The sequence below is a fragment of the Streptomyces sp. NPDC087428 genome, assembly GCF_044744085.1.
Taxonomy (GTDB): domain Bacteria; phylum Actinomycetota; class Actinomycetes; order Streptomycetales; family Streptomycetaceae; genus Streptomyces.
Map to the genome: position 1 here is coordinate 19,550 of NZ_JBIUXR010000021.1, position 24,603 is coordinate 44,152.

At 70.7% G+C, this 24,603-nt stretch carries 20 protein-coding genes and 2 pseudogenes; 8 read left to right on the forward strand and 14 right to left on the reverse strand.

What is annotated here, in order from left to right:
- Positions 1-36: 36 nt before the first annotated feature.
- Positions 37-760, reverse strand: a pseudogene (locus tag ACIO3R_RS34935) (transposase family protein); the annotation flags it as partial.
- A gap of 1,194 nt (positions 761-1,954) precedes the next feature.
- Between ACIO3R_RS34935 and ACIO3R_RS34940 the strand changes: the two are divergent.
- On the forward strand, positions 1,955-2,281 hold the full coding sequence (locus tag ACIO3R_RS34940; protein WP_385033878.1) for an integrase: 327 nt from the start codon (positions 1,955-1,957) through the stop codon (positions 2,279-2,281).
- Between the two features lie 143 nt (positions 2,282-2,424).
- On the opposite strand, the gene ACIO3R_RS34945 is transcribed toward ACIO3R_RS34940, so the two are convergent.
- On the reverse strand, positions 2,425-3,954 hold the full coding sequence (locus ACIO3R_RS34945) for a helix-turn-helix domain-containing protein (RefSeq protein WP_385033875.1): 1,530 nt from the start codon (positions 3,952-3,954) through the stop codon (positions 2,425-2,427).
- Between the two features lie 254 nt (positions 3,955-4,208).
- Between ACIO3R_RS34945 and ACIO3R_RS34950 the strand changes: the two genes are divergently transcribed.
- The gene (locus ACIO3R_RS34950; RefSeq protein WP_402111025.1) at positions 4,209-4,859 is read left to right on the forward strand and encodes an MOSC domain-containing protein; all 651 of its coding nucleotides are present in this window, start codon (positions 4,209-4,211) and stop codon (positions 4,857-4,859) included.
- Positions 4,860-4,956: 97 nt separating this feature from the next.
- Here the strand turns inward: ACIO3R_RS34950 and ACIO3R_RS34955 are convergent, their stop codons facing one another.
- The 7 genes from ACIO3R_RS34955 to ACIO3R_RS34985 form a co-directional block, all read right to left on the reverse strand.
- Positions 4,957-6,048 carry a hypothetical protein gene (locus ACIO3R_RS34955; protein ID WP_402111027.1) on the reverse strand — a complete coding sequence of 364 codons (1,092 nt, stop codon included), beginning with the start codon at positions 6,046-6,048 and terminating at the stop codon, positions 4,957-4,959.
- Positions 6,045-6,665, reverse strand: a complete 621-nt coding sequence (locus tag ACIO3R_RS34960) for an RNA polymerase sigma factor (RefSeq protein WP_402111029.1) — start codon at positions 6,663-6,665, stop codon at positions 6,045-6,047. The genes ACIO3R_RS34955 and ACIO3R_RS34960 overlap by 4 nt, the downstream gene beginning before the upstream one ends.
- A gap of 240 nt (positions 6,666-6,905) precedes the next feature.
- Entirely contained in the window at positions 6,906-7,532 is a 627-nt protein-coding gene (locus ACIO3R_RS34965; RefSeq protein ID WP_402111031.1) for a glyoxalase, read from the reverse strand.
- Between the two features lie 5 nt (positions 7,533-7,537).
- On the reverse strand, positions 7,538-8,002 hold the full coding sequence (locus ACIO3R_RS34970) for a helix-turn-helix transcriptional regulator (protein ID WP_385351812.1): 465 nt from the start codon (positions 8,000-8,002) through the stop codon (positions 7,538-7,540).
- A 56-nt stretch (positions 8,003-8,058) separates the two neighbouring features.
- A complete protein-coding gene (locus ACIO3R_RS34975) occupies positions 8,059-8,469 on the reverse strand; it encodes a VOC family protein (protein WP_123466183.1) in 411 nt (136 codons plus the stop codon).
- Between the two features lie 117 nt (positions 8,470-8,586).
- Positions 8,587-9,423 carry a class I SAM-dependent methyltransferase gene (locus ACIO3R_RS34980; RefSeq protein ID WP_402111034.1) on the reverse strand — a complete coding sequence of 279 codons (837 nt, stop codon included), beginning with the start codon at positions 9,421-9,423 and terminating at the stop codon, positions 8,587-8,589.
- A gap of 195 nt (positions 9,424-9,618) precedes the next feature.
- Complete coding sequence (locus ACIO3R_RS34985) at positions 9,619-11,877, reverse strand: MMPL family transporter (RefSeq protein ID WP_402111035.1); 2,259 nt, start codon at positions 11,875-11,877, stop codon at positions 9,619-9,621.
- 243 nt (positions 11,878-12,120) lie between these two features.
- Here ACIO3R_RS34985 and ACIO3R_RS34990 point away from each other — a divergent pair, with 243 nt between their 5' ends.
- From ACIO3R_RS34990 to ACIO3R_RS35000, 3 genes are all read left to right on the forward strand, one after another.
- Positions 12,121-12,864, forward strand: a complete 744-nt coding sequence (locus ACIO3R_RS34990) for a TetR/AcrR family transcriptional regulator (protein WP_385033850.1) — start codon at positions 12,121-12,123, stop codon at positions 12,862-12,864.
- Positions 12,865-12,873: 9 nt separating this feature from the next.
- The gene (locus ACIO3R_RS34995; RefSeq protein ID WP_385033847.1) at positions 12,874-13,308 is read left to right on the forward strand and encodes a VOC family protein; all 435 of its coding nucleotides are present in this window, start codon (positions 12,874-12,876) and stop codon (positions 13,306-13,308) included.
- 146 nt (positions 13,309-13,454) lie between these two features.
- Positions 13,455-14,288, forward strand: a complete 834-nt coding sequence (locus ACIO3R_RS35000; RefSeq protein WP_385041192.1) for a phytanoyl-CoA dioxygenase family protein — start codon at positions 13,455-13,457, stop codon at positions 14,286-14,288.
- Here ACIO3R_RS35000 and ACIO3R_RS35005 read toward each other — a convergent pair.
- Positions 14,181-15,143 carry an alpha/beta fold hydrolase gene (locus ACIO3R_RS35005; RefSeq protein ID WP_402111122.1) on the reverse strand — a complete coding sequence of 321 codons (963 nt, stop codon included), beginning with the start codon at positions 15,141-15,143 and terminating at the stop codon, positions 14,181-14,183. The two genes, ACIO3R_RS35000 and ACIO3R_RS35005, sit on opposite strands and share 108 nt — an antisense overlap.
- Before the next feature lie 119 nt (positions 15,144-15,262).
- Here ACIO3R_RS35005 and ACIO3R_RS35010 point away from each other — a divergent pair, with 119 nt between their 5' ends.
- A complete protein-coding gene (locus ACIO3R_RS35010) occupies positions 15,263-15,670 on the forward strand; it encodes a winged helix-turn-helix transcriptional regulator (RefSeq protein WP_402111038.1) in 408 nt (135 codons plus the stop codon).
- A gap of 87 nt (positions 15,671-15,757) precedes the next feature.
- Here ACIO3R_RS35010 and ACIO3R_RS35015 read toward each other — a convergent pair whose 3' ends face one another.
- Entirely contained in the window at positions 15,758-16,564 is an 807-nt protein-coding gene (locus tag ACIO3R_RS35015) for a hypothetical protein (protein ID WP_402111040.1), read from the reverse strand.
- Between ACIO3R_RS35015 and ACIO3R_RS35020 the strand changes: the two are divergent.
- Together ACIO3R_RS35020 and acnA are read left to right on the forward strand one after the other, a co-directional pair.
- Positions 16,478-16,870 (forward strand): annotated as a pseudogene (locus ACIO3R_RS35020) (CGNR zinc finger domain-containing protein); the annotation flags it as partial. The gene ACIO3R_RS35015 and the pseudogene ACIO3R_RS35020 sit on opposite strands and share 87 nt — an antisense overlap.
- A gap of 684 nt (positions 16,871-17,554) precedes the next feature.
- Complete coding sequence (gene acnA / locus ACIO3R_RS35025; RefSeq protein ID WP_385041182.1) at positions 17,555-20,269, forward strand: aconitate hydratase AcnA; 2,715 nt, start codon at positions 17,555-17,557, stop codon at positions 20,267-20,269.
- Between the two features lie 131 nt (positions 20,270-20,400).
- On the opposite strand, the gene ACIO3R_RS35030 is transcribed toward acnA, so the two are convergent.
- From ACIO3R_RS35030 to ACIO3R_RS35040, 3 genes are all read right to left on the reverse strand, one after another.
- Positions 20,401-21,318 (reverse strand): FG-GAP repeat domain-containing protein, encoded by a 918-nt coding sequence (locus ACIO3R_RS35030; RefSeq protein ID WP_385041604.1) that lies wholly within the window; start codon positions 21,316-21,318, stop codon positions 20,401-20,403.
- Positions 21,319-21,426: 108 nt separating this feature from the next.
- Complete coding sequence (locus ACIO3R_RS35035; RefSeq protein WP_385041607.1) at positions 21,427-22,278, reverse strand: FG-GAP repeat domain-containing protein; 852 nt, start codon at positions 22,276-22,278, stop codon at positions 21,427-21,429.
- A 174-nt stretch (positions 22,279-22,452) separates the two neighbouring features.
- Entirely contained in the window at positions 22,453-24,522 is a 2,070-nt protein-coding gene (locus ACIO3R_RS35040; RefSeq protein WP_402111043.1) for an FUSC family protein, read from the reverse strand.
- Positions 24,523-24,603 lie beyond the last annotated feature (81 nt).

Consider the following 24,603-nt stretch of genomic DNA (forward strand, 5'->3'; position numbering starts at 1 on the left):
ACCTTTTCCATCTTGATCAGCTGGCGAGTTCGAGGCGACGACGGCTCGGACGACGGCTGTGATGCGGGTGGTGCTACAGCGGAGCTTCCGCAGGAGCCGCCAGGACTTGAGGATCGCCATGGCGCGTTCACCGAGGCTGCGGATCTTCGTGTGGTCCCGGTTGTGACGTCGGCGCCAGCCGCGCAGGTGCTTGCCACGGATCGGGACACGGATCGCGGGGCCGGCGCCCTGATACGCCTTGTCGGCCCAGCACTTGATGTCGTCTGCGGCGAGGGAGGCGGGAATGCCGTGGGCCCGCGCCGCGGTCAGGCCGTGCGTGGCTCCCGGCAGTGCGTCCGAGCCCCAGATCAGGCGTCCGGCGGGATCGGTGATGACCTGCACGTTCATCCCGTGATGCTTCTTCTTCCCGGAGTAGTACGGCCGGTCTGCGGCGATGCGGTCGATCGGCAGCACGGTGCCGTCGAGGATCACGTACGCCTTCTTCCGGACGGACGTCATGGCCTGTTCCAGCGTGGGCGCGAGGGCGGCCAGGAGGTCGACCGCCTCGCGTATGTAGCGGTAGGCCGTGGCGATCCCGATTGCGGAAGCCCGCGGCGAGACGGGCGTAGGTGTCGCCGCAGCGCAGGTGGGCCAGGACGAGCAGGGCCTGGCGGCCGCAGGTCAGGCGACGCCAGCGCGAACCGATCCGAAGATTGGGCAGGCATCGCTGGTCTCTCTGTGAGGTACGGGAGGGATCTGGCCCGGGTGGGCGGAGAACCAGTTCTCCGCCCACCCGTTGCCTTGTCGTTTGAAGCAGGGGGGAAATCGCGGGACGGTTTCCAACCTGACGGGTGGGTGAACCGGCAGCCCCGGCGGCGGGCATGAAGAAAGCTCCTGGTAGACGGGTTCACGACCAAGATCACCAGTCCGCCAGGAGCTTCACGTGCTTGTCTACCCGTCCGGCATCGATCTGTCCAGCCGCGCACTGCGGCATCTCTCCGGTGTTCTCGCAGGTCACCGCCGCCGTTCCCATCTGCTACACCAAGGAGTTTCTCCTGGCCGGCTACATAGAAGACCGATGGCTCAAGAAGCGCCCCAGCCCGAAGACCGGTAGGCGCGAGCGCACGGCCATGTACGGCAAATGCACCCGCTACCGCGTCAAGGGCATCCCCGGCGTCAAGGACCCGCTCGTTCGACGCACTCCAGGACGCCAAGACCTGGCTCTCCCAGGCCCAGACCGACGCACGGCGCGGCGAGTTCGTCGATCCGCGCGACGGGGCCATCTCGCTCAAGGACTACATCGAGACGCACTGGTGGCCCACCCAGAGCGGAGACCCGTCCACCGTCGAGCGTATCGAGCAGCGTGTGCGTCGGCACGTCCTTCCGCATCTCGGTGCCCAGCCGCTGAATGGCATAGGCACGGAGACGCTGCGCAACTGGAAGAAGCGGCTGGAGAAGGACCTTGGTCCAACCTCGATCCGTCTTGCTGGGTGACGCTGTCCAGCGTCCTCCAGGCCGCCGTTGAGGATCGCCGCCTTGCACGTAACCCGTGCCGCTCCAGCACGGTCGGTCCGCCGGCTGCCGCACCCGGCAGGGTTGAGGCGTGGCCACCCGAACGCGTGCCGGCCGTACGTGCGGCGATGCCGGAACGGTATCGCGTCCTCGTCGAGATCGGAGCGGGCCTTGGCCTCCGACAAGGAGAGGCACTCGGGCTGAGCGCGGAGGACATCGCCTTCGCCAAGGAAGTCGTCCCTATCCGGCGCCAGGTCAAGATGGTGCGGACGAAGCTGTGCTTCGCGCTTCCCAGGGCCGCAAGGTCCGAGACGTGCCCTTGCCCAAGAGCGTGGCCCGGACCATCCAGCGGCACATGGAACTCTTCGCGCCAGTGCCGGTCACGCTGCCCTGGGATGACCCGAGTCCCCCTGAGACGCCTGTGGATGCCAAACACCGGCGGCCGGGGACCTACAGCCTCTTGGTGACGGGACGCGAGAGGAAGGCGATCAACCGGAACTTCTTCAACTCCTACGTCTGGAAGCCGGCCCTGGCCGGAGCGGGCGTGATCGCTCCGCTGCAAGAGAGCGACCGGAGTGGGTCCCGGGTATGGGAGCCGTCGCGGGAGCACGGCTTCCACGCCTTGCGCCACTTCTACGCCTCCGAGGAACTGGAGGCTGGCGAATCAGTCGTCTCCCTGGCACGCTGGCTGGGCCACTCCGACCCCGGGTTCACCCTGCGTGAGTACTCCCACTTCCTGCCCCGAGCCGGTGCACGGGGCACCGCCGCCATCGACGCGATCTTCGCGTAGCCGCGGCCGGTCGGCAGAGCCTGTGGAGCGTGGCTCGTAGCCCACTGCGGGCCCAAAGTCCCAGAGAAGTCCCAGAGATGCCGCCGCACCCCTCCCTGACCCGCTAAATGGCAGGTCAGGCGAGGTGCGGCGGCATCTTCGCATCAAATATCCCGGAAGATCTCGATCTGCGCACCCACCGAGTTCAACCGCTCCGCCAGTTCCTCGTAACCGCGGTTGATCACATACACGTTGCGCAGTACGGAGGTGCCCTCGGCGGCCATCATCGCGAGCAGCACCACCACGGCCGGCCGGAGCGCGGGCGGGCACATCATCTCGGCCGCGCGCCACCGGGTCGGGCCCTCGACGAGCACTCGGTGCGGGTCCAGGAGCTGGAGCCGGCCGCCGAGGCGGTTGAGGTCGGTGAGGTAGATGGCACGGTTGTCGTAGACCCAGTCGTGGATGAGGGTCTGGCCGTGGGCCGAGGCGGCGATGGCCGCGAAGAACGGCACGTTGTCGATGTTGAGGCCGGGGAACGGCATCGGGTGGATCTTGTCGATCGGTGCCTCCAGCTTCGAGGGCCTGACCGTCAGGTCGACCAGCCGGGTGCGTCCGTTGTCGGCCGCGTACTCCGGCGTACGGTCGCAGTCGACGCCCATCTCCTCCAGCACCGCGAGCTCGATCTCCAGGAACTCGATCGGCACCCGGCGGATCGTCAGCTGGGACTCGGTCACGACGGCGGCGGCGAGCAGGCTCATCGCCTCGACCGGGTCCTCGGAGGGGGAGTAGTCGACATCCACGTCGATGGTCGGCACACCGTGCACCGTCAGTGTCGTCGTGCCGACCCCGTCCACCCGTACGCCCAGCGCCTCCAGGAAGAAGCAGAGGTCCTGGACCATGTAGTTGGACGACGCGTTGCGGATGACGGTGGTGCCGTCGTGCCGGGCGGCGGCCAGCAGCGCGTTCTCGGTCACGGTGTCACCGCGCTCGGTCAGCACGATCGGGCGGCCGGGCGTGACGGCGTGGTCGACCTGGGCGTGGTAGATGCCCTCGGTGGCGGCGATCTCCAGGCCGAAGCGGCGCAGCGCGATCATGTGCGGCTCGATCGTCCGGGTGCCGAGGTCGCAGCCGCCCGCGTACGGCAGCTTGAACTGGTCCATCCGGTGCAGCAGCGGCCCCAGGAACATGATGATCGACCGGGTCCGGCGGGCGGCGTCCGCGTCGATGGCGTCCATGTCGAGCCGGGCGGGCGGGACGATCTCCAGATCGGTGCCGTCGTTGATCCACCGGGTGCGCACACCGATGGAGTTCAGCACCTCCAGGAGGCGGTACACCTCCTCGATGCGGGCCACCCGGCGCAGCACCGTGCGGCCCTTGTTGAGCAGCGAGGCGCAGAGCAGCGCCACGCAGGCGTTCTTGCTGGTCTTGACGTCGATGGCGCCGGACAGCCGGCGCCCGCCGACCACCCGCAGGTGCATGGGGCCGGCGTAGCCGAGCGACACGATCTCACTGTCGAGTGCTTCACCGATACGCGCAATCATCTCAAGGCTGATGTTTTGATTGCCGCGCTCGATGCGGTTCACGGCGCTCTGGCTGGTGGCGAGCGCCTCGGCGAGTTGGCTCTGTGTCCAGCCCCGGTGCTGACGGGCGTCACGGATGAGCTTGCCGATACGTACGAGGTAGTCATCTGACATACCGAAAGGCTATCTCAGATATGAGATGAGGCTGTTGGTGGGGTGTGGTGTTCGAGTGACGGGCGGGTGCCGGCCCGCAGCGCGGGGGCACGGCCGATCACGGGCACTGCCGCCCGGCTCCATGGTCCGTCCGGCGGGCGGGTTCGGCACGTGGAGCGCGTCCATCGGGTGCGTTCGCCGGTGCCGGGCCGCCGGTGCCGGGCAGCGGGATAAATGGGTCGACCCGGCGCGTGGGTGATCGTATGGTCCCCGGAATGAAGCTGCTCTCCGTCAATACCGGCCACCCCCGTCCCAACCCCTGGAAGGGGCTGAGCTCGACCGGTATCGACAAGCGGCCTGTCGACGGACCGGTCGCCGTCACGGCCCCCGGCCCCAAGGGCACCGGTGCGGTCGGCCTCGCCGGTGACCGGGTCTACGACGTGAAGCACCACGGCGGCTCCGACCAGGCCGTCTACGCCTACGCCCGCGAGGACCTCGACGGCTGGGCGGCCGAGCTGGGCCGGCCGCTGGCCAACGGGGTCTTCGGGGAGAACCTCACGACCCTCGGGCTGGACGTCAACGGCGCCCTGATCGGCGAGCGCTGGCGGATCGGGCCGGATGCGGTCCTGGAGGTGTCCTGCGCGCGGATCCCGTGCGGCACGTTTCAGGGCTGGCTGGGGCGCGACGGCTGGATCAAGCGGTTCACGCGGGCCGCGCTGCCCGGGGCGTACCTGCGCGTGATCGAGCCCGGCGACATCCGTGCGGATGACCCGGTCGAGGTCGTGCACCGGCCGGATCACGACGTGACCGTCGCGCTCGTCTTCCGGGCCATGACCCTGGAAGGTGACCTGCTGCCGCGGCTGCTGGCCGCCGACGCACTGCCGGAGGAGGGCAAGGAGCTGGTCCGCCGGCGGACCTCCGCGTAGGAGGAGTGGGGGACGGAAGTGGGTGGCGGGGGAGCCATGTGCGCACCCCTGCCACCCCGTCCCGTCCCTCAGTGCTCGTCCTGCCCCGCCGTCAGGTTCAGCCGATCTTGTCCGTGAATCCCATCGACAGGACCGTGTGGTGGGTGACCTTGCCCTTGCTCGGCCCTGACGTCCACGTGAAGGTGTACTCCAGGATCGCGCTCGTCCTCGGGTCGACGGTCACCCGGCCGAGGCTCCTGGCCTCCTGGAACTCAAGGGCCGTCCCGCCGCGCCCGGTGCTGTCCTTGACGGACCCGACGAGTTTGATGCCCTTCAGCCCGGCCATCGCCTTGAACACCCCTGCCCGCAGCTTCGGGCTCGCGGGGGCGTCGCCGAGCAGCGCGGTCGCCTGGTCGAAGGGGGCGATGTCCTGGGTCTTCGTCGGTGTCTGCAGCAGCTGGAGGAGTTGCGCCGGGTCGGTGGGCAGCTGGTCCAGGCCCTTCCAGTCGACGTTCTTCGGACCGAACTCCCAGCCGGACTGGCGACCCTTCTTGTAGGCCTTGCCGGCGTTCGTGACGTAGAAGTCCATGGACTGCGAGAGGTAGGTGTCCCCGATCGGCGTGTGCGTCTTCCAGTACTTCCCCGTGGTGACGGACCGGCTTGCGGCAACGGTGGACATGTCGTTCAGGAAGACGGCCGCGCCGGTCGCCCGCGTCCCGCCCCGCGGGCCCGTGGGCGCCGCCGCCCCGGCATCGGCGTTCGTGTACGTCACCGCGCCGGCCGCGACCGCGGCGGCGGCGAACATGCCGACGAGGACCCGGCGGCGCACGGACAGCCGCCGGGCCGGTGCCACGACAACGGCCCCCGTCCCGTGCCCGGCCTCCTGCGCCGCCGCCGTCCCGACCCGCGCCAGCGCGTCGGACACCGCCTGTGCCGACGGCTGTTCGACCTGCCCCGCGGCCATCAGTTCATCGGCGCCCGGGAAGTCCAGCAGCGTCCCTCGCTCGTCCATACCGCTCTCCTTCACGCCGTGCGTCCTCATGCCGGTCTGCTCCATGCCGTCGTCGTACGGACTTGTGCCGGTCTGCTCCGTGTTGTCGTGCGGACTTGTGCCGGTCCGCCCCGCTGTGTCGTACGGCCTCGTGCCGGTCCGCCCCGCTGTGTCGTACGGCCTCGTGCCGGCCCGTCCCGCGTCGTCGTACGGACTCATGCCAGGTCTCCCGTCACGCTCAGCTGCCGGCCCGCCGGGCGGGGCGGGGCGAGCCGGTCGCGCAGCCGGCCCCGGGCCCGGTGCAGCCGCGAGCGGGCCGTGCCCGCAGGGATGCCCACAGCGGTGGCCGCCTCCGCCGGGGTGAGCTGCTCCCAGCCGACGAGGAGCAGCAACTCACGTTCCTCTACGGGGAGTTCGGCCAGTGCCTGGCGCAGGGCGGGTGCCAGTGCGGCCGCGTCGAGCCGCTGGTCCACCGCCTGCCAGGGGTCGGTGACCTCCGGTCCCGGTACGACCTCGTGCCGCCCCGCCCGCCGCAGATGCTGAGACAGTACGTTGCGGGCCACGCCGAACAGCCAGCCCCTCGCCGAGCCGCGCGCGGGGTCGAACGTGCGCCGTGCGGCGAACGCCTGGAACCAGGTCTCGGCCAGCAGATCGTCGGCCGCGCCGGGCATCCGCCGGGCGAAATAGCCGTGCAGGGCGGTCGAGTACTTCTCCACCAGCGGGGTGAACGCCGCGGCGTCACCGGTCGCCGACCGCGTCAGCCGGGCGTCGTCGTCGCGTTCGTGCTCGGGGGCGCGGTCACCGCGCCCCTCGTGTTGCCGGACATCCGGTTTCACGGAGTCTCCGTCTCCGACCGCCGGGCGACGGTCTCACCCTGTACTTGTCATCGGGCGCCGGTTCCGTTCGCACGCGCCGCGGAGGCGCTCGCGCGTGGGTCGAGGGAGGCTATCCCCGGAGTCTGCGGGAGTCCGGACGTCGGGCGAGCGTGGTCCCTCGCGGCGGTCGGGAGAGGTCGCGGCCGACGGGCACGAGGTCGCGTCTCCGCAGCTCCTGCGTCACATCGGGGCGCGGTCACCTCAGGGCGCGAGGGCCGGCGACGCGGCCTCCCAGGCGAACCCGTCCGGGTCGGTGAAGGGGCCGGCGTCGCCGCCGATCACGATCCGGTGCGATCCGGTGCCGTCGGGGGAGACCCCGACGTCCTTGGCCAGGGCGCGGCGCCTGTACAGCGCCAGCCTGACGGGGCTCGGGCCGGCGGCGAACTCGACGTACATGCGGCTGAAGCTCTTCGCCACCGCCAGCCCCTGACCGACGTAGAACCGCTTGCTCGCGGCCATGTCCTCGACCCCCAGCAGGAGCACGATCGCGTCGATCTCCCGGGTGGCGGGGCCGGTGTCCTTCTTCGCCGAGGTCGCGACCTTCCAGATCGTGCCGTCGGGGGCCTGTACGACGCCGCCGTGGCCCCAGAACGACGTGGCGGCCGGTTTGAGCGACGTGGCGCCCGCTTCGAGGGCCGAGTCGATGAGGCTGTCGACGGTGGCGGGCTGGGAGACCGTGAGCGAGAGCGTGAAACCGCGGAAGCCGGCCGTGGGTGCCTCGGAGGCCCGCAGACGCAGCTGCGTGTCCAGTCCGAAGGCGGAGGTGTAGAAGCGCTGGGCGGCCGTGGGGTCGGCCACTTCGAGGGTGACGGATTCGATGGATGTCATGTCCGTCACGCTAGGTGTGGCTCCGGGGCGGGTGCTTCTCGATTCCTGACCGGTCGGGTCACCGTTTTCGCCACGCAGGGAGGCATCCCCGCCGCGGCGCCCGCCGCACGGCGCCGGTAGGCGCTGGGCGGCATCCCGACCAGCTCCGTGAAGCGGGTGCTGAAGGTGCCCAGCGACGAGCAGCCGACCGCGAAGCAGATCTCCGTGACGCTGAGGCCGTCACGGAGCAGCAGTGCCTTCGCGCGCTCGATACGACGCGTCATCAGGTACGCGTACGGCGACTCGCCGTACGCCAGCCGGAACTGACGGCTGAGGTGCCCTGCGGACATGTTCGCGCCGCGGGCGAGCGCCTCCACGTTCAGCGGCTGCGCGTACTCACGGTCGATCCGGTCGCGGACCCGGCGCAGCAGCGCCAGGTCACGCAGTCGCTGCTCTGCGGCGCGGGCCCGCGCCCACGAGGGATGGCACAAGGGAGGACTCCTTCGCATGGCGGTGGCTGCCGACGGCGTGCCGAGGGCGGGGCGGCTCAGCGGAGTTCCTGGATGCGGACCATGTTGCCCGCGGGATCGCGGAAGGCGCAGTCGCGGATCCCGTACGGCTGCTCGGTCGGCTCCTGGACGACCTCGGTGTCGCCGGCCTGCACCTTCTCGAAGGTTCCGTCGAGGTCCCGGGTCGCCAGCAGGATCCACCCGTAGGTGCCCTTGGCCATCATCTCGGTGATGGTGCGGCGCTCGTCCTCGGTGACCCCGGGGTCGGCGGCCGGGGGCGCCAGGAGGATGGACGTGTCGGGCTGCCCTGCCGGGCCGACCGTGATCCAGCGCATCCTGCCCTGCCCGACGTCACTGCGGACCTCGAAGCCGAGGGTGTCGCGGTAGAAGGCGAGGGACGCGTCCGGGTCGTCGTGCGGGAGGGCGCTCGTGTGAATGGTGATGTCCATGACGGTCAGGCTATGCGCGGTCCAGCGACCCTCGCTTCTCGAATCCTGACCGATCCGGCCGTCCGTCACACGCCTCCGTCACACGCGTCCGTCACACGCCTCCGTCACACGCGTCCGTCACACGCGTCCGTCACACGCGTCCGCCGCACCCTGCGGGCGCCGGCCCCAGGCGGAGATCATCGGGGCCGTCGCCAGATCGAGGTCTCCGGTGGCGACGTTCGACAGATGGCGGTCGATGTCCTCGTCGGTCGCGATCCCCGCGGCCACGAGCCGGCCACGGATCTGCCGGACGGTCGCGGCCTCGAGAACGGTGCAGGCCGGCGAGGTGATCGGGAAGCAGGCGTCCGCCCGCACGCCGAGCAGACCGGCCTCGCGCAGCCGCCGGGGCAGCGTCCGACCGTACGCGAGATCGGCACCGCGTCCCGCCATGAGCTCCCGGAACCCGGACCGCAGACGGTTCGCCAGCCGCTGCTCGGGGCCCGACTCGTCCGGGCACAGCAGGGGTTGCAGCCCCGGATCGGCGTCCTCCAGGAGCAGCACGCCTCCGGGGCGCAGCGCCTGGACCATGCGGCGCAGTGCCTCGGCGCGGTCGACGACGTGTACCAGGACCAGCCGGGCGTGCACCAGGTCGAAACCACCCGGCGGCGGAGGATCGGCCGCGACGTCGTGGCGCAGGACTTCGACGACGTCGGAGGCGGCGTCCCGGGCCCAGGACACGTCGATGTCGGTGCAGACGACCTGCCCGGTGGCGCCGACCCGTTCGGCGAGACCCGCGGGAACGGAGGGGCCGCCGGCTCCGACCTCCCAGCACCGCATGCCCTCGGTGATGTCGATGCGGTCGATGTGCCGGAATGTCACCGGGTCGAACAGTTCGGCCAGCGCGCCGAACCGGATGCCCGCCTCCGACTGCTGGTTGTCCAGCAGATACCCGTGGTCCTTGCCGTGCTCGGTCATGCGCTGCCCCACCGTCTCTCTCCGCCCGCGCCACTCCGCCGCCGGACCCGAACCGTCCGCCGGACCCGAACCGTCCGCCCGGCCCGGCCCGGCCCGGCCCGACCCGACCCGACCCGTCCGACCCGATCCATCCACCGGACCCGAAGTCCACCATGCCCGGTACCACCGGCCCGTACCGGGCATGACCGGAGGTGGTCAGACCTGCGTCGGGTCCTTCGCGTACGGCGACTCGGTCACGTACTCCGGCGAGTTGGCGTACGCGGCGGCGGCCGGTTCGGGCGCGGGGCCGCCCTCACTGAGGCCGAACCGTGCGTGGAACGTACGCAGGAAGCCGGGCGCGTACCAGGCCGACCGGCCGAGCAGCCGCATCGCGGCGGGCACCAGGATGCCGCGTACCGCGACGGCGTCGATGAGGATGGCGAGGCCGCTGCCCAGGCCGAACAGCTGCATGAAGCTGAGCTCGGCCGTCCCGAAGGCGAAGAAGCTCACCGCCAGCAGGCAGGCCGCCGCGCTGACGATGCGTCCCGTGTGCCCGAGGCCGTTGGTCACGGCGGACTCGTTGTCCTCGCCCAGGTCGTGGAGTTCCTTGATGCGGCTGGTGACGAAGACCTCGTAGTCCATGGAGAGGCCGAAGGCGATGCAGAACATCAGCACGGTCATGGACACCTCCATCGGCTGGGCGGTGAAGCCGAGCAGGGAGGAGAGGTGGCCGTCCTGGAAGATCCACGTCATGACGCCGAGGGTCGCTCCCAGGCTGATCACGTTGAGCACCAGTGCACGTACCGGCTGCACGATGCTGCCGGTGAACAGGAAGAGCAGAAGGAACGTGGTGAGGAGGACCAGGGTCACCGCGAGCGGGAGGCGGTTGCCGATCGCGCCCTTGGCGTCGACCAGTACGGCGTCGGTTCCGCCCACCAGGGGGTGTGATCCGGCGGGCGGGGCGACCGCCCGCACTTCGTCGACCAGGCTCTGCGACGCGTCCGACTTCGGCGGCAGGTCGCTCACCACGTTGATCCGCTGTGCGTCGGGGCGGCCGAGGGCGGCGTTCCCGGGGCCGGCGGCCGTGGAGCGTCCGTCGGTGTAGGTGCCCGCACTTGTCTCGACGCGGGCGACACCGTCGAGACCGGACAGTTCGAGCGCGTACGACGTCAGAGGGGCCTTGCTCACTGAGGTGTCGACGACGACGTGGAGGGCCGCGTCGTCGTTGCCGTTGAACTTCTTCTGCAGGACGGCCGAGACCTGGCGGCTCTCGGCGTCCGAGGACAGCACGCGTTCGTCCGGCGTGCCGAAGGTGATGCCGAGGAGCGGGCTCGCCGCGACCAGCAGGACCGCGAGCACGGGCAGCGCGGTGAGCGCGGGCCGCCGCATGACGGTGCCGGCCAGCCGCCCCCACATCGGCGCCCGGGTGCTGGAGCGCCCCGGCTTCGCCCACGGCATCCGCCCGCTGTTGACCCGGTGGCCCAGGACGACGAACAGAGCGGGCATCACGAACAGGGTGCTGAACGCCGCGATGGCGACGACCCCGACCCCGGCGTAGCCGAACGAGCGCAGGAAGTACTGCGGGAACACCAGGAGCGCGGCGAGCGCGGCCGCCACGGTCGCGGCGGAGAACGCGACCGTACGGCCCGCGGTGCTCACCGTCCGCCGGACCGCGTCGTCCACGCCCGCCCCGGTCGCGAGCTGTTCCCTGAACCGGCTGATCATCAACAGGGCGTAGTCGATGCCGAGGCCGAGCCCCAGCGCCGTGGTCAGGTTGATCGCGAAGACGGACACATCGGTGACGCTGCCGAGGACGAAGAGCTCCGCGAACGTGCCCGCGATGGCGATGATTCCGATCACCAGCGGCAGCAGGGCGGCGACCGCGCTGCCGAAGACGATCAGGAGCAGCACGAGGGTCAGCGGAACGGCGATGCCCTCGGCCAGGAGGAGGTCCTCGCCCGACTGCTTCCCCATCTCGCTGGTCACGGCGGCGGCGCCGCCCGCCCGGACCGTGAGCGTGTCCTTGTACGGCCCGGTGTAGGCGTCGATGACGCTCTTGGCGTTCTCGTCCCGCTCGGTGTCGTCCCCCTTCACGTGGGCGAGCACCATGGCCTCGCGGCCGTCCTCGGAGCGGAGGGAGGAGCTGCCCGTGTCCCAGAACGAGACGACGTTCTCTAGGTTCTTCTCCTTCTTGAGACCGGCCAGCAGGGCCCGGCCGCTCTGCTCCGAGGCCGGGGCGTCGACGCGGCCCTCGGAGGCGCGGACCAGCAGGACCAGGTTCGTCTCTCCGCCGAACTTCTCGTCGATGACCTTCCCGGCCCGGGTGGACTGGGAGGCCGGGTCGTCGTAGCCGCCCCCGAGCAACTTGCCGAACGCGCCGGAGCCCAGGCCGCCCATGAGGACGACAGCCACGGCGGCGACGACGAGTATCAGCCGGGGGCGACGAATCGCCAGTTCGGCTATGCGTTCAAACACGCACGATCTCCTTAGGTGTCCATACGGTGAAGTCGGCTCGAGGCGGCCGGAGTTGAGCAAGGGGGTACTGCCGGCGCACTGCTCCCGGGGTTCTTCGCCCCGTCCGAAGCGGGTGCGGTGTCGCACTCGTTGTCGCCGCGAGTGACGTTAGTGACGGGACAGAAGATTTGGCAGTGTGAGATTTTCTTCACGGCCGGTAAGTTCTTCTTGCCCGGCATGCGGCGACCGCCGTACCGTCACCGCATGCCTGCCGACGAACACGCAACGGCCCCGCCCACCCTGCGCCAGCGCCGCCGGGCCGCCGCGACCCAGGAGATCCTGGACGCGGCCGAGCGCCACATCACGGAGAACGGCCCCGCGGCCCTGTCCCTGCGCGCGATCGCCCGGGATCTGGGGATGACCGTGCAGGCGCTCTACCACTACTTCCCGAGCAGGGAAGCCCTCGTCACGGAGCTCATCGCCAAGGCGTACGGCGATCTGGCCGATGCCGTGCAGGCCGCCGTCGACACCGCGCCGGACGACCCGGCCCTGCCGCGCCTGGTGATCGCGGCCGAGGGCTACCGCCGATGGGCCGTCGCACACCCGGAGCGCTTCCAGCTTCTCTACGGAACGCCGCTGCGGGACTACGCGGCACCCGTCGACGGCCCGACCACCCGGGCGATGCGCCGGATGAGCGTGATCTTCGAGCGCGAGATGTTCGACGGGTTCACCGAGGCGCAGCTCGCCGCCGCCGGGAGTCCCGCGCTCTCACCCGAACTCCGGGCGTATCTGGAGCAGCTGCCGCATTACGGCCTGGGGCATCTGCCGCCCCCTGCCACCGCTCTCCTGATGAGCGCGTGGGGCCACCTGAACGGCCTTGTCATCCTTGAGGTGTTCGGGCACGTGGCCTTCCTCGGCGACCACCAGGCCGAGATCTTCCGCATCGCGATGCGGAACCTGCTGGACGATGTCCGCCGACAGATCCCCGTGACCAGCACGCGTCAGTAAGCTGGCCCGATGACGTCGGTCAAGAAGATCCAGGTCACCTTCGACTGCGCGGAACCCGAGCGCGTCGCCCGCTTCTGGTGCGAGGTGTTGGGGTACGTCGTACCGCCGCCGCCGGAGGGGTTTGCCACGTGGGACGATTTCGGCCGCTCGCTGCCGCCTGAGCGTCAGGGTGCGGGTTTCGTCTGCCACGACCCCGCAGGTGTCGGGCCCCGGCTGTACTTCCAGCGTGTTCCCGAAGGCAAGGTCGTCAAGAACCGGGTGCATCTCGACGTCCGGGTCGCCGTCGGGCTCGTGGGCGAAGAGCGCGTCGCCGCGCTGGAGGCCGAGTGCGCACGACTGGTCGCGTTCGGCGCGGTGCGCGTGCGACTCCTGCGTGCCGACGGCTTCGACGAGTCGTGCCTCGTGATGCAGGACGTCGAGGGCAACGAGTTCTGTCTCGACTGACGGGCCGCGGACACCGGACCGGTCCGGAGTCCGCGGGGCGGCCGCTTCCGGTCCCGGAGGGACGGGAAGGCGCTCGGCGGTCACCCGACAAAGGCGGTGCGGGGAATGTCGGGTGAGCGGGACCGGTGTCGCCGGACGATGGGGGCATGGATGACACGACCTCGGTATCCCGCTTCCTCCGCGACGGCTTCGTGAAGCTGGAGGGCGCCGTCGCGCCGCGCGTGGCCGCGGACTGCGCGCGGCTGCTGTGGCGGGAGACGGGCTGCGACCCGGACGATCCCTCGACCTGGACGCAGCCCGTGCACCGGGTGGCGGGCATGGCGCAGGGACCCTTCGCCGCCGCCCCCAACTCCCCGTCCCTGCAGCACGCGTACGACCTGCTCGTCGGCGCGGGACGCTGGGAGCCGCGTTACTCGCTGGGCACCTTCCCGCTGCGTTTCCCGCACGAGGAGGAGCCGCAGGACGCGGGCTGGCACATCGAGGGGAGCTACCTGCCCGAGGGCGAGAGCTGGTACTTCACGAATCTGCGCTCCCGGGGCCGGGCGCTGCTCATGCTGTTCCTGTTCAGCGAGGTCGGTGAGGAGGACGCCCCGACCCGGATCCGGGCCGGCTCACACCTCGACGTGCCGAAGGTGCTGGAGAAGTACGGGGAGGACGGAGCGAGCGGGCCGGCCCTCGCGCCCGACCTGGTGGCGGCGTCCGACCACCGCCCGCTCGCCCTCGCCACCGGGTCCCCGGGCGATGTCTACCTGTGCCACCCGTTCCTGGTGCACGCGGCGCAACCGCACCACGGGGCGCGGCCGCGCTTCATGGCCCAGCCGCCGCTGATGCCGGCCGCGCCGTACGAACTGGAGCGGGCCGACGGGGCGTACTCACCCGTGGAGATCGCGATCCGCCGGGGCCTGGGGCAGGACACCCCCGGTCCGGACGGGGACGGCACCGACGGCGCCGCCGCCGGGTGGTTCACACGCGGCGGCTGACCCCGCCGAGGCGAGGAACGGTTCCAGGAGGCCGAGCAGTTCCTCGGGGCGGTGCAGCGGGATGATGTGGCCGCAGTCCTCGACGAGGTGGCCGATGAGATCATCGGCGACCGGACGCAGCTGCTGTTCGAGGGCTCTGCCCACGGGGTGGGCGCCGATGGCCATGGTGGGCACGGTCAACCTGCCCGTACCGACGGCCTCCTGGATCTGCCCGGCGCTCTCTGGCAGCGCACGGTAGTAGGAGAAGGCACAGCGCAGAGCCTCGGTCCCGGTGTACGCACGGGTGAAGGCTTCCCGGACAGCTGGGTCCACCCCCTCTCCGAGCGAACCCGCGTCGAGGAACCAGTCGATGTACTGGGCTTCGTGCCCGGCGAGAACGGTTTCCGCGAGGCCGGGTACCGCGTGGAAACCGAACCACCACGGTGCTCCGTGGGCGAGGAATTCCTCGGCGCCCGGCAGCCTGCCCAGAAGCGACTCCATGACGACGAGCTGCCGGACGAGGCCGGGGCGGCGCATGGCGAGTAGGAAGGCCGGCGGGGTGCCGGCGTCGATGCCGACCACGGCCGCCGAACTCTCCCCGAGAGCGTCGAGGAGGGCTTCGGCGTCGCTCGCGAGCGTGCCGGCGTCGTAGCCGTCCACGGCGCGTGTGCTCGCGCCCGCTCCCCGCAGGTCCGGTGCGATCACCCGGTATCGCCCGGCGAGCCCGTCCAGGACGTGGGTCCACAGTCGCCAGGTGTGCGGGAAGCCGTGCAGCAGCAGCACGGCCGGGCCCTCGCCGGCGAGGGCCACGTTGAGGTCGACGCCGTTGGCCCTGACGCGGCGGAGTTCTACGCCGGACGGGCGGTGGCCGGACATGCGGTGCGGTGCGGCAGGCACGTGGATCTCCAGGCGGTTACGAATGGTGACAACAAAACGATAGGTAACTAAAGTGGGAGGGCCAAGACCGCACTTCTGCCTCAGGTGGTGAGCCCCAGGTGACCTCCCCGACGCCGCCTTCCCCTCACGGGGACCGTGGAGACCTGTTCGATCCGCAGTGTCCGACCCGCGGTCTGCTCGACCGGATCGGTACGAAGTGGACGTCCATGGCCATCAAGGTGCTGGCGGAGGCATCCCCGGGGGAGGTGCGCTTCGCGGAGCTGCAGCGCCGGATGACCGGCGTCTCGCAGAAGATGCTCTCGGTCACCCTTCGAGGGCTGACCCGTGACGGCCTGGTCGGCCGCCGGGTGGAGGCGACGGTGCCGCCGCGCGTGCACTACCGGCTCACCCCGCTCGGCCTGACGCTGGAACAACCGCTGGCCATGCTCCGTGCGTGGGCCGAGGAACACATGGCCGAGGTGGACCGCGCGAACCGGTGCGGCCAGGAGGAGACGGCCGAGTGCTGACGGCAACCGGAATCCGCGGCCGGGTTCGCTGAGAATCGCTCAACCTGCGAAAGGTCACCCTGGCTCCGACTTCTTCGCGGAGAACGCTCAAGCCGACACCGTGCTGTTCTCGGACGAGTTGGTGGTGGCCGGCGGGACCGCGAAGAAGACCAGTGCCGCAAGGACCGCCACGCTCGCTGCGAGTGCCAGAGTGCCTGGAAGAGACCAGGTCGCGAGTGGTCCGGCAACTGCTGACCCCAGGGCGAATCCGGTGATCTTCAGGCTGGCGCCGGTGGTGAAGATCTGGCCTCGCAGGTGATCCGGTGCCTCCCGGTGGCGGACCGCGAACAAGGCGGCCAGCCGGGGTCCCTCACCGATCCCCGCTATGAGTACGGCCACGACGAGTACGGCTGGCTGACCCCAGGCGGCCAGGGCCAGCGCGGTGGCCTGGACAAGGGCACTGGCCCAGATGATCGTGTCGGGGGCGACTGAACGCGGAAACCGGGCGAGCATGGCATTGGCCGCCAAGGCCGAGATCGCCACGCAGGAGAGCAGCAACGCGCCTCGGCCGGCGCCGCCCAGAACGCGTTCGCCGAGGAGCGGGACGCACGCCGTCAGCATTCCCTGGGCGATGCAGGAGACGGCCGAGGTGAGCGTGGCCCTGGCCAGGGAGGGTCTCGCGGCGATGACCCGGACTCCGGCGACAAGGTCGCCGGCCAATGAGGTCGCCCGCACGCCCCGAGCTCGACCGGGACGGGCGGGCAGCATCCACGCGGCGGGCAGCGCCAGGGCGATGAGCACCACCGAGACCACCACCGCCATCGGGGGGCAGCCGCCTCCCTGCTGCGACCGGTCTTCGCCGCCGAGCACACCGACGACGCCGCGGCCGCCCTCAACCGGCTCCTGACGGACCACGCCGAACCGCTCCGCCTGACCTCACACAGCGGCAGCACCCCCTGGCACCCCCACCTCGACCGTCAGGACAACGCACCCTGGGACAAGTGGTTCATCGCCTCGTCCTGCATGGCCCTGACCGTTCTCCTCTGGGACCACCAACGCCCGCCCGGCAGAATCTGCGCATCCCCCGCCTGCCGGAACGCCTTCATCACCCAGGGCAGCGGTCCCGAACGCCGCTACTGCTCCCGCCGGTGCGCGACCCGCGAACGAGTCGCGGCCCATCGACGCGCCCGCTCCGCCGAGCAGCCGAACGAAGCCGAATAGGACGCCGAGGTCCAGCGCGACAGTGCTCAGCCTTTGACGGGGATCGCTCGGCCGTCATCGCGAGGATCAGGCGGTCAAGCGTTGGTGGAGTCGGCCCGGGGCGCGGTTCCGGTCTTTCGGCCGGCGCGTTTCCCCGAAGCCGCTTTCCGGACCGGGCATGCGACGCGGCACCGCACCCGGCTCTCCACAAGCCCCGAGGGCTTCGACGGGACCGCCGGAACGGCCGTACCGGAGCCACGTCCTCGAACCGAGCCGTCACGCAGTCCAGCAGCGGACGCCGATGCCGCTGACGTACGGCGTCCGCGTACGACAGCTCGACGTACGGCCCTGCGAGATCCATCCCAGTCGGTACGGCGACCAGCACCCCGGCGCCCCAGCGCGTTCAGTCCGTACGGCCATGTTCGCTGAGACGGAAGGCGCAACGACTGAGTTCGCTGAGTAAGCGCCTCGCTTGGATGGCAGCGGTCAAGCGTGCCCCGACATGACCCTTCCCCGGCGATGTACTAGAGTTATCTCGACATCGAGATATATGCCGAAGGCGCACAGCGGGCCGCCGCGCGGTAAGGGCTACCTAACTAAGCCTTACCTTAGCGGATGGTCGGGTGGCTGTAGGCAGCACCACGCGGCGCCCGCCGTAGTGAGGCGCGGCGCGGAGTTACGCGCACATTGATGAAGGAGACTGTCGTGTCGGCGAACAGCTTCGACGCCCGCAGCACGCTGCGCGTGGGCGACGAGTCGTACGAGATCTTCAAGCTGGACAAGGTCGAGGGCTCCGCGCGCCTCCCTTACAGCCTGAAGGTGCTGCTGGAGAACCTGCTCCGCACGGAGGACGGCGCGAACATCACCGCCGACCACATCCGGGCGCTCGGTGGCTGGGACTCCCAGGCTCAGCCCAGCCAGGAGATCCAGTTCACGCCGGCCCGCGTGATCATGCAGGACTTCACCGGTGTGCCGTGTGTCGTCGACCTCGCCACCATGCGTGAGGCCGTCAAGGAGCTCGGCGGCGACCCGGCGAAGATCAACCCGCTCGCCCCGGCCGAGCTGGTCATCGACCACTCCGTCATCGCCGACAAGTTCGGCACCAACGACGCGTTCGCGCAGAACGTCGAGCTGGAGTACGGCCGCAACAAGGAGCGCTACCAGTTCCTGCGCTGGGGCCAGACCGCCTTCGACGAGTTCAAGGTCGTCCCCCCGGGCACCGGCATCGTCCACCAGGTCAACATCGAGCACCTGGCCCGCACGGTCATGGTCCGGGGTGGCCAGGCGTACCCCGACACCCTCGTCGGCACCGACTCGCACACCACCATGGTCAACGGCCTCGGCGTGCTGGGCTGGGGCGTCGGTGGCATCGAGGCCGAGGCCGCGATGCTCGGGCAGCCGGTCTCCATGCTCATCCCGCGCGTCGTCGGCTTCAAGCTGACCGGCGAGCTCCCGGCCGGCACCACCGCCACCGACCTCGTGCTGACCATCACCGAGATGCTCCGCAAGCACGGTGTCGTCGGCAAGTTCGTCGAGTTCTACGGTGAGGGCGTCGCCGCCACCTCGCTCGCGAACCGCGCCACCATCGGCAACATGTCGCCGGAGTTCGGCTCCACCGCCGCGATCTTCCCGATCGACGACGAGACGCTGAAGTACCTGCGCCTGACCGGCCGCGACGCGCAGCAGGTCGCGCTCGTCGAGGCGTACGCCAAGGAGCAGGGCCTCTGGCTCGACCCGGCCGCCGAGCCGGACTTCTCCGAGAAGCTGGAGCTCGACCTCTCCACGGTCGTCCCCTCCATCGCCGGCCCGAAGCGCCCGCAGGACCGCATCGTCCTCGCGAACGCCAAGGCGCAGTTCGCCCAGGACGTGCGCAACTACGTCGCGGACGACGAGGAGGCGGGCAAGGAGTCCTTCCCGGCCTCCGACTCGCCGGCCGCCACCAATGGCGTCCCGTCGAACCCGGTCACCGTGACCGCCCCCGACGGCTCGACGTACGAGCTCGACCACGGCGCCGTCACCGTCGCCGCGATCACCTCCTGCACCAACACCTCGAACCCGTACGTCATGGTCGCCGCGGCGCTCGTGGCGAAGAAGGCCGTCGAGAAGGGCCTGACCCGCAAGCCGTGGGTCAAGACCACCCTCGCCCCGGGCTCGAAGGTCGTCACCGACTACTTCGACAAGGCGGGCCTGACCCCGTACCTCGACAAGGTCGGCTTCAACCTCGTCGGCTACGGCTGCACCACCTGCATCGGCAACTCCGGCCCGCTGCCGGAAGAGGTCTCCAAGGCGGTCAACGACCACGACCTGGCCGTCACCTCGGTGCTCTCCGGCAACCGTAACTTCGAGGGCCGGATCAACCCCGACGTCAAGATGAACTACCTGGCGTCCCCGCCGCTGGTCGTCGCGTACGCCATCGCCGGTTCGATGAAGGTCGACATCACCAAGGACGCGCTCGGCGTCGACCAGGACGGCAAGCCCGTCTTCCTCGCCGACATCTGGCCGTCCGAGGCCGAGGTCAACGACGTCGTCGCCAACTCCATCGGCGAGGACATGTTCAACAAGTCCTACCAGGACGTCTTCGCGGGCGACGCCCAGTGGCAGGCGCTCTCGATCCCCACCGGCAACACCTTCGAGTGGGACTCCGAGTCCACCTACGTGCGCAAGCCCCCGTACTTCGAGGGCATGACGATGGAGACGACCCCGGTCGAGGACATCACCGGCGGCCGCGTCCTGGCGAAGCTGGGCGACTCGGTCACCACCGACCACATCTCCCCGGCCGGTGCGATCAAGGCCGACACGCCGGCCGGCAAGTACCTCACGGAGCACGGCATCGACCGCCGTGACTTCAACTCCTACGGCTCGCGCCGTGGCAACCACGAGGTCATGATCCGCGGCACGTTCGCCAACATCCGCCTGCGCAACCAGATCGCGCCGGGCACCGAGGGCGGCTTCACCCGCGACTTCACCCAGAGCGACGCGCCGGTCTCGTTCATCTACGACGCCTCGCAGAACTACCAGGCCGCCGGCACCCCGCTCGTCATCCTGGCGGGCAAGGAGTACGGCTCCGGCTCGTCCCGCGACTGGGCCGCCAAGGGCACCGCGCTCCTGGGCGTCAAGGCCGTCATCGCCGAGTCCTACGAGCGCATCCACCGCTCGAACCTCATCGGCATGGGCGTCCTCCCGCTCCAGTTCCCGGAGGGCGCTACCGCCGAGTCCCTCGGCCTCACCGGCGAGGAGACCTTCTCCTTCACCGGCGTGACCGAGCTGAACAACGGCACCACCCCGCGCACCGTCAAGGTCACCACCGACACCGGTGTGGAGTTCGACGGCGTCGTCCGCATCGACACCCCCGGTGAGGCGGACTACTACCGCAACGGCGGCATCCTGCAGTACGTGCTCCGCAGCCTGATCCGCAAGTAGGGTCGGCGGGCAGTACGGCGAGAGGGCCGCATCCCCGGTGACGGGGATGCGGCCCTCTCTCATGTCCCGGCGCGCACGCTCCGGCTCTCAGCTGCCGGGCGGAACCCGTCCGGGTGGACGTGCCGAGTGGCTCAGAAGAGGAACTTGTAGCTGTTCCAGCCGCTCGTGCCGATCTTCACCTTGCCCGCGAACGGGGCGGCGGCGTTGCCGGTGCCCCGGTACAGGTAGAGCTCGCCCGCGGCGTTCCGGGCGAGGAGGTCGGTCCGGCCGTCCTCGGTGATGTCACCCGTGGAGACCAGCCGGTTGTACTGGTTCCAGCCGCTGCCGATCTTGGTGCGCTTGGCGAACGGCGCCTTCTGGTTGCCCGTGCCCTTGTACAGCCACAGGACACCGGACTTGTCGCGGGCGACGATGTCGTTCTTGCCGTCGCCGGTCAGGTCGCCGTTGCCGGCGATCTCGCTGTAGATGTCCCAGCCGTAGCCCACCTTGATGCGGCCCGTCACCTTGCCGGTGCCGTAGCCGAGGTAGACGTAGACGTCCCCCTTCTTGTCGCGGGCGAGGATGTCGCCCGCGGCGGCGCCCCCGATGTTGCCCGGGGAGACCAGCTTGTTGTAGATGTCCCAGCCGTAGCCGACCTGGACCGGCTTGTCGGCGTCGAACTTCAGGTAGCCGAAGTTCCCGTTGTTCTCACGGAACCAGATGCCGTCGCTGTCGCCGCTGCTCTTCGGCACGTTGGCGACCTGGAGCATGGCGTTGACGCCCGTCCAGCCCGATCCGTTGAGGCTGCGGGCGGTGAGACCGCCCTTGAGGTTCGACCGGTAGGCGTACGCGGTGCCCGCGGAGTTGACGCCGAACAGGGCGAAGTTGTTGGCTGCGGCGGCTGCCGCCTTCGCGGCCGCGGCGGACGGCTGCTGCGCCGCGCTGATCGACGGCTGCGGGGAGTCTGCGGCCACGGCGGAGGTGCCGGTGGCGACGAGGGCGGCGGTGAGCGCCGCGGCTGCCGCGCGAGCGGCTGTGCGCTTGTGGTTACGGCCAGCGGTTTCGGCCACGAAGTACTCCATGGATCGTGATCGGTCGTGGCCCGCCGCGAGTTGACGGCGGACCACGGATTCAGCCGAATCGTGTCACGATTTTGGGCACAAAACCTGCCCTTTTGATCAGAAGAACAGGCGGTAGGTGTTCCAGCCCGACGTTCCGATGATGGCCTTGGGCTTGTACGGGGCGGCGGCGTTGCCGGTGCCCTTGTACAGGTAGAGCTCGCCGGCGGCGTTCCGCGCGACCAGGTCCGCGATGCCGTCCAGGTCGATGTCACCGGGGGCGAACAGGGCGTTGTACTGGTTCCAGCCGCTGCCGATCCTGGTGCGCTTGGCGTACGGGTCGTGCTGGTTGCCGGTGCCCTTGTACAGCCACAGGACGCCGGACTTGTCGCGGGCGACGAGGTCGTTCCTGCCGTCGCCGGTCAGGTCGCCGTTGCCGGCGATCTCGCTGTAGACGTCCCAGCCGTAACCGACCTTGATGCGCTTGGTGACGGTGCCGTCGCCGTAGCCCAGGTAGAGGTACAGGTCGCCCTTGGCGTCGCGGCCGAGGAGGTCGCCGCCCTCCGCGCCGCCGAACTGGCCGGGGGACACCAGCTTGTTGTAGATGCCCCAGCCGTAGCCGACCTTCTTCGCCGCGGAGTTGTCGTTGGCGTAGTAGTGGATGTCGCCGTTGGTGCCGAGCTGCCAGCGGCCGTCCGCGACGTTGTCGGCGTTGTTGTCGACCCGGCCGACGAACTTGACGTTCTTCCAGCCGGTGTCGAGCTCGACACGCTTCTCGAGGCCGCCGTCGCCGGACGGGGTGTAGTAGTACGAGGTGCCGGCACTGTCCAGACCGGCGATGCCGAACATCGGCGCGTCGCCCGGCTCCGCGGCGAAGGCGGCGGTACCGGTGCCGACGAGGGCCGCGGATATCGCGGCGGCGGCGAGACGGGCGGCGGCCCGTCCGGGCCGACGGCCAGAGGTCTTGGCCACGTGTGTTCTCCATGGGTGGTGGGACGAGGCGTGACGCGCCGCGGGATACGGGGACACGCCACGGAATTTGAGGGTGATCCTTTCACGAGTCCCTCACGTGTCCAAGGGTTTGGCGAAATGATGCCACCGCGACATCTTCGCCCGAATATGCGGGTGTTGCGGCATCGGGCGAGGTCAGGACGGGGATACGGGGCAGGCCGCCGGCGGGCCGGGGAGCCCGGCCGTGGTGAGGCGGTGAATGCCGTGCAACTGGGTCATCACGTCCCGCAGCGAACGGCAGTCGCGCGGACCGGGCCCCGGCGCGGGACGCCGGACGCGGTGGCCGTCCTCCAGGGCCTCCGCCAGCAGGGACAGCGCCGACGTCACCCGCTCCACCTCGGCGGAAGAAGGGCGCGGCACCCCGTTCTCGACCCGCAACGCGCACGCCGTCGCCGCGTCCACGACGAGTTCGGCCGACACCGTCACCGCGGGCCAGTCCCGCCGGCGCCCGCCGAACGGCCCCGGCAGCTCGGCCGACGCGGTCTCCGCCGCCGCCCGCGCCTCGGCGAGCGCCCGGTACGTGGCGGCGCGCAGGGCCAGCCCCCGGGCATCGGCCCGGTGCGCGGCCCCGGCCGGGTCCGTCGCGTCCAGCACATGGCGCAGATAGCGTTCCGTGCAGCGCAGCGTGACGGCGAACCGGTGGCCGACCCGCACTCCGGGGTCGGCCGACAGCGGAAGGTGGCCCACGAGCAGCACGAGGGCACAGGCCAGGAACGTCTCCAGCAGCCGGGACGCGGCCGCCTCCGTGTCACCCGCGGTGTGCACGAACGACAGCACCAGCACGGTGATCACCGCGGTCTGGAACGCGAAGTGGCGGGTGGACAGCGGCAGCAGCGCCCCGGCCACGACGACCGCCGCCACGACGAGCGGCCGGCCGGAGCCGCCGGGCACCGCCGTGAGCGCGACGAAGGCGATGACCCCGGCCACGGTCCCGGCGAACCGGTTCACCACCCGGGAGAACAGCGGGCCCATGTCCGGTTTCACCAGGAACGCGGCGGTGGCCGGGAGCCAGTACCAGTGGTCCTCGTGCAGCAGCAGCGCGACGGCCGCGGTGACCGAGACGCAGAGCGCCACGCGCAGTCCGTACTCCCGCCCGGCCGGTGCGAACAGACCCGGGCGGAGCCCGGAGTACGCCCCGGCCCCGCGTCGGGTGTCCGGCGACGGCTCCGGGCGGGGAGCCGGTGTCCCGGCCGTCGTCCGGTCGAAGGTCACCGCGGCCGCCAGCACCGCGCGGTCGAAGGCCAGGCGGGCGACCGTGTCCGGCCGCGGGCTCGGCAGCGCTCCCGCGGGACCGCCGGTCCGCACCGCCGCGGCCAGCCGGCGGGGCCCGTCGGCCACCCCGTCCGGGATGGCCCGGCCCTCCCACAGCAGCGCGATGCCCGCCTCGCACAGCGCGACCGCCGCGCCGAAGCGGGCGGCGAGACGGTGGCTTTCTGCCCGGCCCGGCCACCGGCCGGGCCAGGGCAGCAGCCGCATCAGGCACAGCGCCTCCTCCGCCTGCTGCTGCGCGGCGACGAGCCCGCGGCGGGCGCCCCGGGTGCCCGGCCCGCCGAGCGCCTCCAGCGCGTCGGCGAGCGCGTCGAACACCGCTGCCACGGCCTCGCGTTCACCGCTCCACCGGGTCGCGTCCCGGGAACGCGGCGTACGGAGCGACAGGCGCAGCAGGACCAGCCAGCCGGCCCCGGACAGGAAGCAGAGGGCCTTCAGCCAGGCCGGTCCCGCCAGCGGCATCCCCATGCCGATGGTGGTGGTGACCAGCATCTGGAGGGCGGCCGCCGACCACCCGGCCCCCCTCGCACTCAGCGCCCCGGAGACCCAGCCGACCAGGAAGAGCACCGGAACCGCCGTCCACCGCCCCGTACCGTCCGCGACCAGGGCGCCGACGAGCAGCCCGAGCGCTCCGGCCGCGGCCGGCGGCCCGATGTGGACCAGGCCCTTGCGGCGCGTCCCTGGACGGTCGTTGACCCCGGCGAGCATCGCACCCAGGGCGGCGAGGACGCCGGGCCCCGGATGCCCCGCGGCGATCCCGGCCCCCAGCAGGGGCCCCGTACTCAGCGCGCCGCGCACCATCGCCGTGCGGGGCACGGGGGCCCGGCGCAGGCGCAGTACGTGGGTGAGCCAGGCGGGCGCGCGGCGGCCGGGCCGTACGTCAGGGGTACGGCGTCGGAGCCTCTCGCGGACAGTTCGGGACGGCGGAAGGTGCACCGCTGGGCCTCCTCGTTCACCGGCCGGACCACGGGGTCCGGGACGGGGGCGGAGCGGGCGACGGTGGCCGCGTACGACGAA

What these genes read in the sequence shown, in the direction of transcription:
- ACIO3R_RS34945 (WP_385033875.1), bottom strand. Translation starts at nt 3,954, where the DNA reads ATGTCAGATGACTACCTCGTACGTATCGGCAAGCTCATCCGTGACGCC.
- ACIO3R_RS34990 (WP_385033850.1), top strand. Translation starts at nt 12,121, where the DNA reads ATGCCTGCCGACGAACACGCAACGGCCCCGCCCACCCTGCGCCAGCGC.
- ACIO3R_RS34975 (WP_123466183.1), bottom strand. Translation starts at nt 8,469, where the DNA reads ATGGACATCACCATTCACACGAGCGCCCTCCCGCACGACGACCCGGAC.
- ACIO3R_RS34965 (WP_402111031.1), bottom strand. Translation starts at nt 7,532, where the DNA reads ATGACATCCATCGAATCCGTCACCCTCGAAGTGGCCGACCCCACGGCC.
- ACIO3R_RS35000 (WP_385041192.1), top strand. Translation starts at nt 13,455, where the DNA reads ATGGATGACACGACCTCGGTATCCCGCTTCCTCCGCGACGGCTTCGTG.
- ACIO3R_RS34980 (WP_402111034.1), bottom strand. Translation starts at nt 9,423, where the DNA reads ATGACCGAGCACGGCAAGGACCACGGGTATCTGCTGGACAACCAGCAG.
- ACIO3R_RS34955 (WP_402111027.1), bottom strand. Translation starts at nt 6,048, where the DNA reads ATGAGTCCGTACGACGACGCGGGACGGGCCGGCACGAGGCCGTACGAC.
- ACIO3R_RS35005 (WP_402111122.1), bottom strand. Translation starts at nt 15,143, where the DNA reads ATGTCCGGCCACCGCCCGTCCGGCGTAGAACTCCGCCGCGTCAGGGCC.
- ACIO3R_RS34950 (WP_402111025.1), top strand. Translation starts at nt 4,209, where the DNA reads ATGAAGCTGCTCTCCGTCAATACCGGCCACCCCCGTCCCAACCCCTGG.
- ACIO3R_RS34995 (WP_385033847.1), top strand. Translation starts at nt 12,874, where the DNA reads ATGACGTCGGTCAAGAAGATCCAGGTCACCTTCGACTGCGCGGAACCC.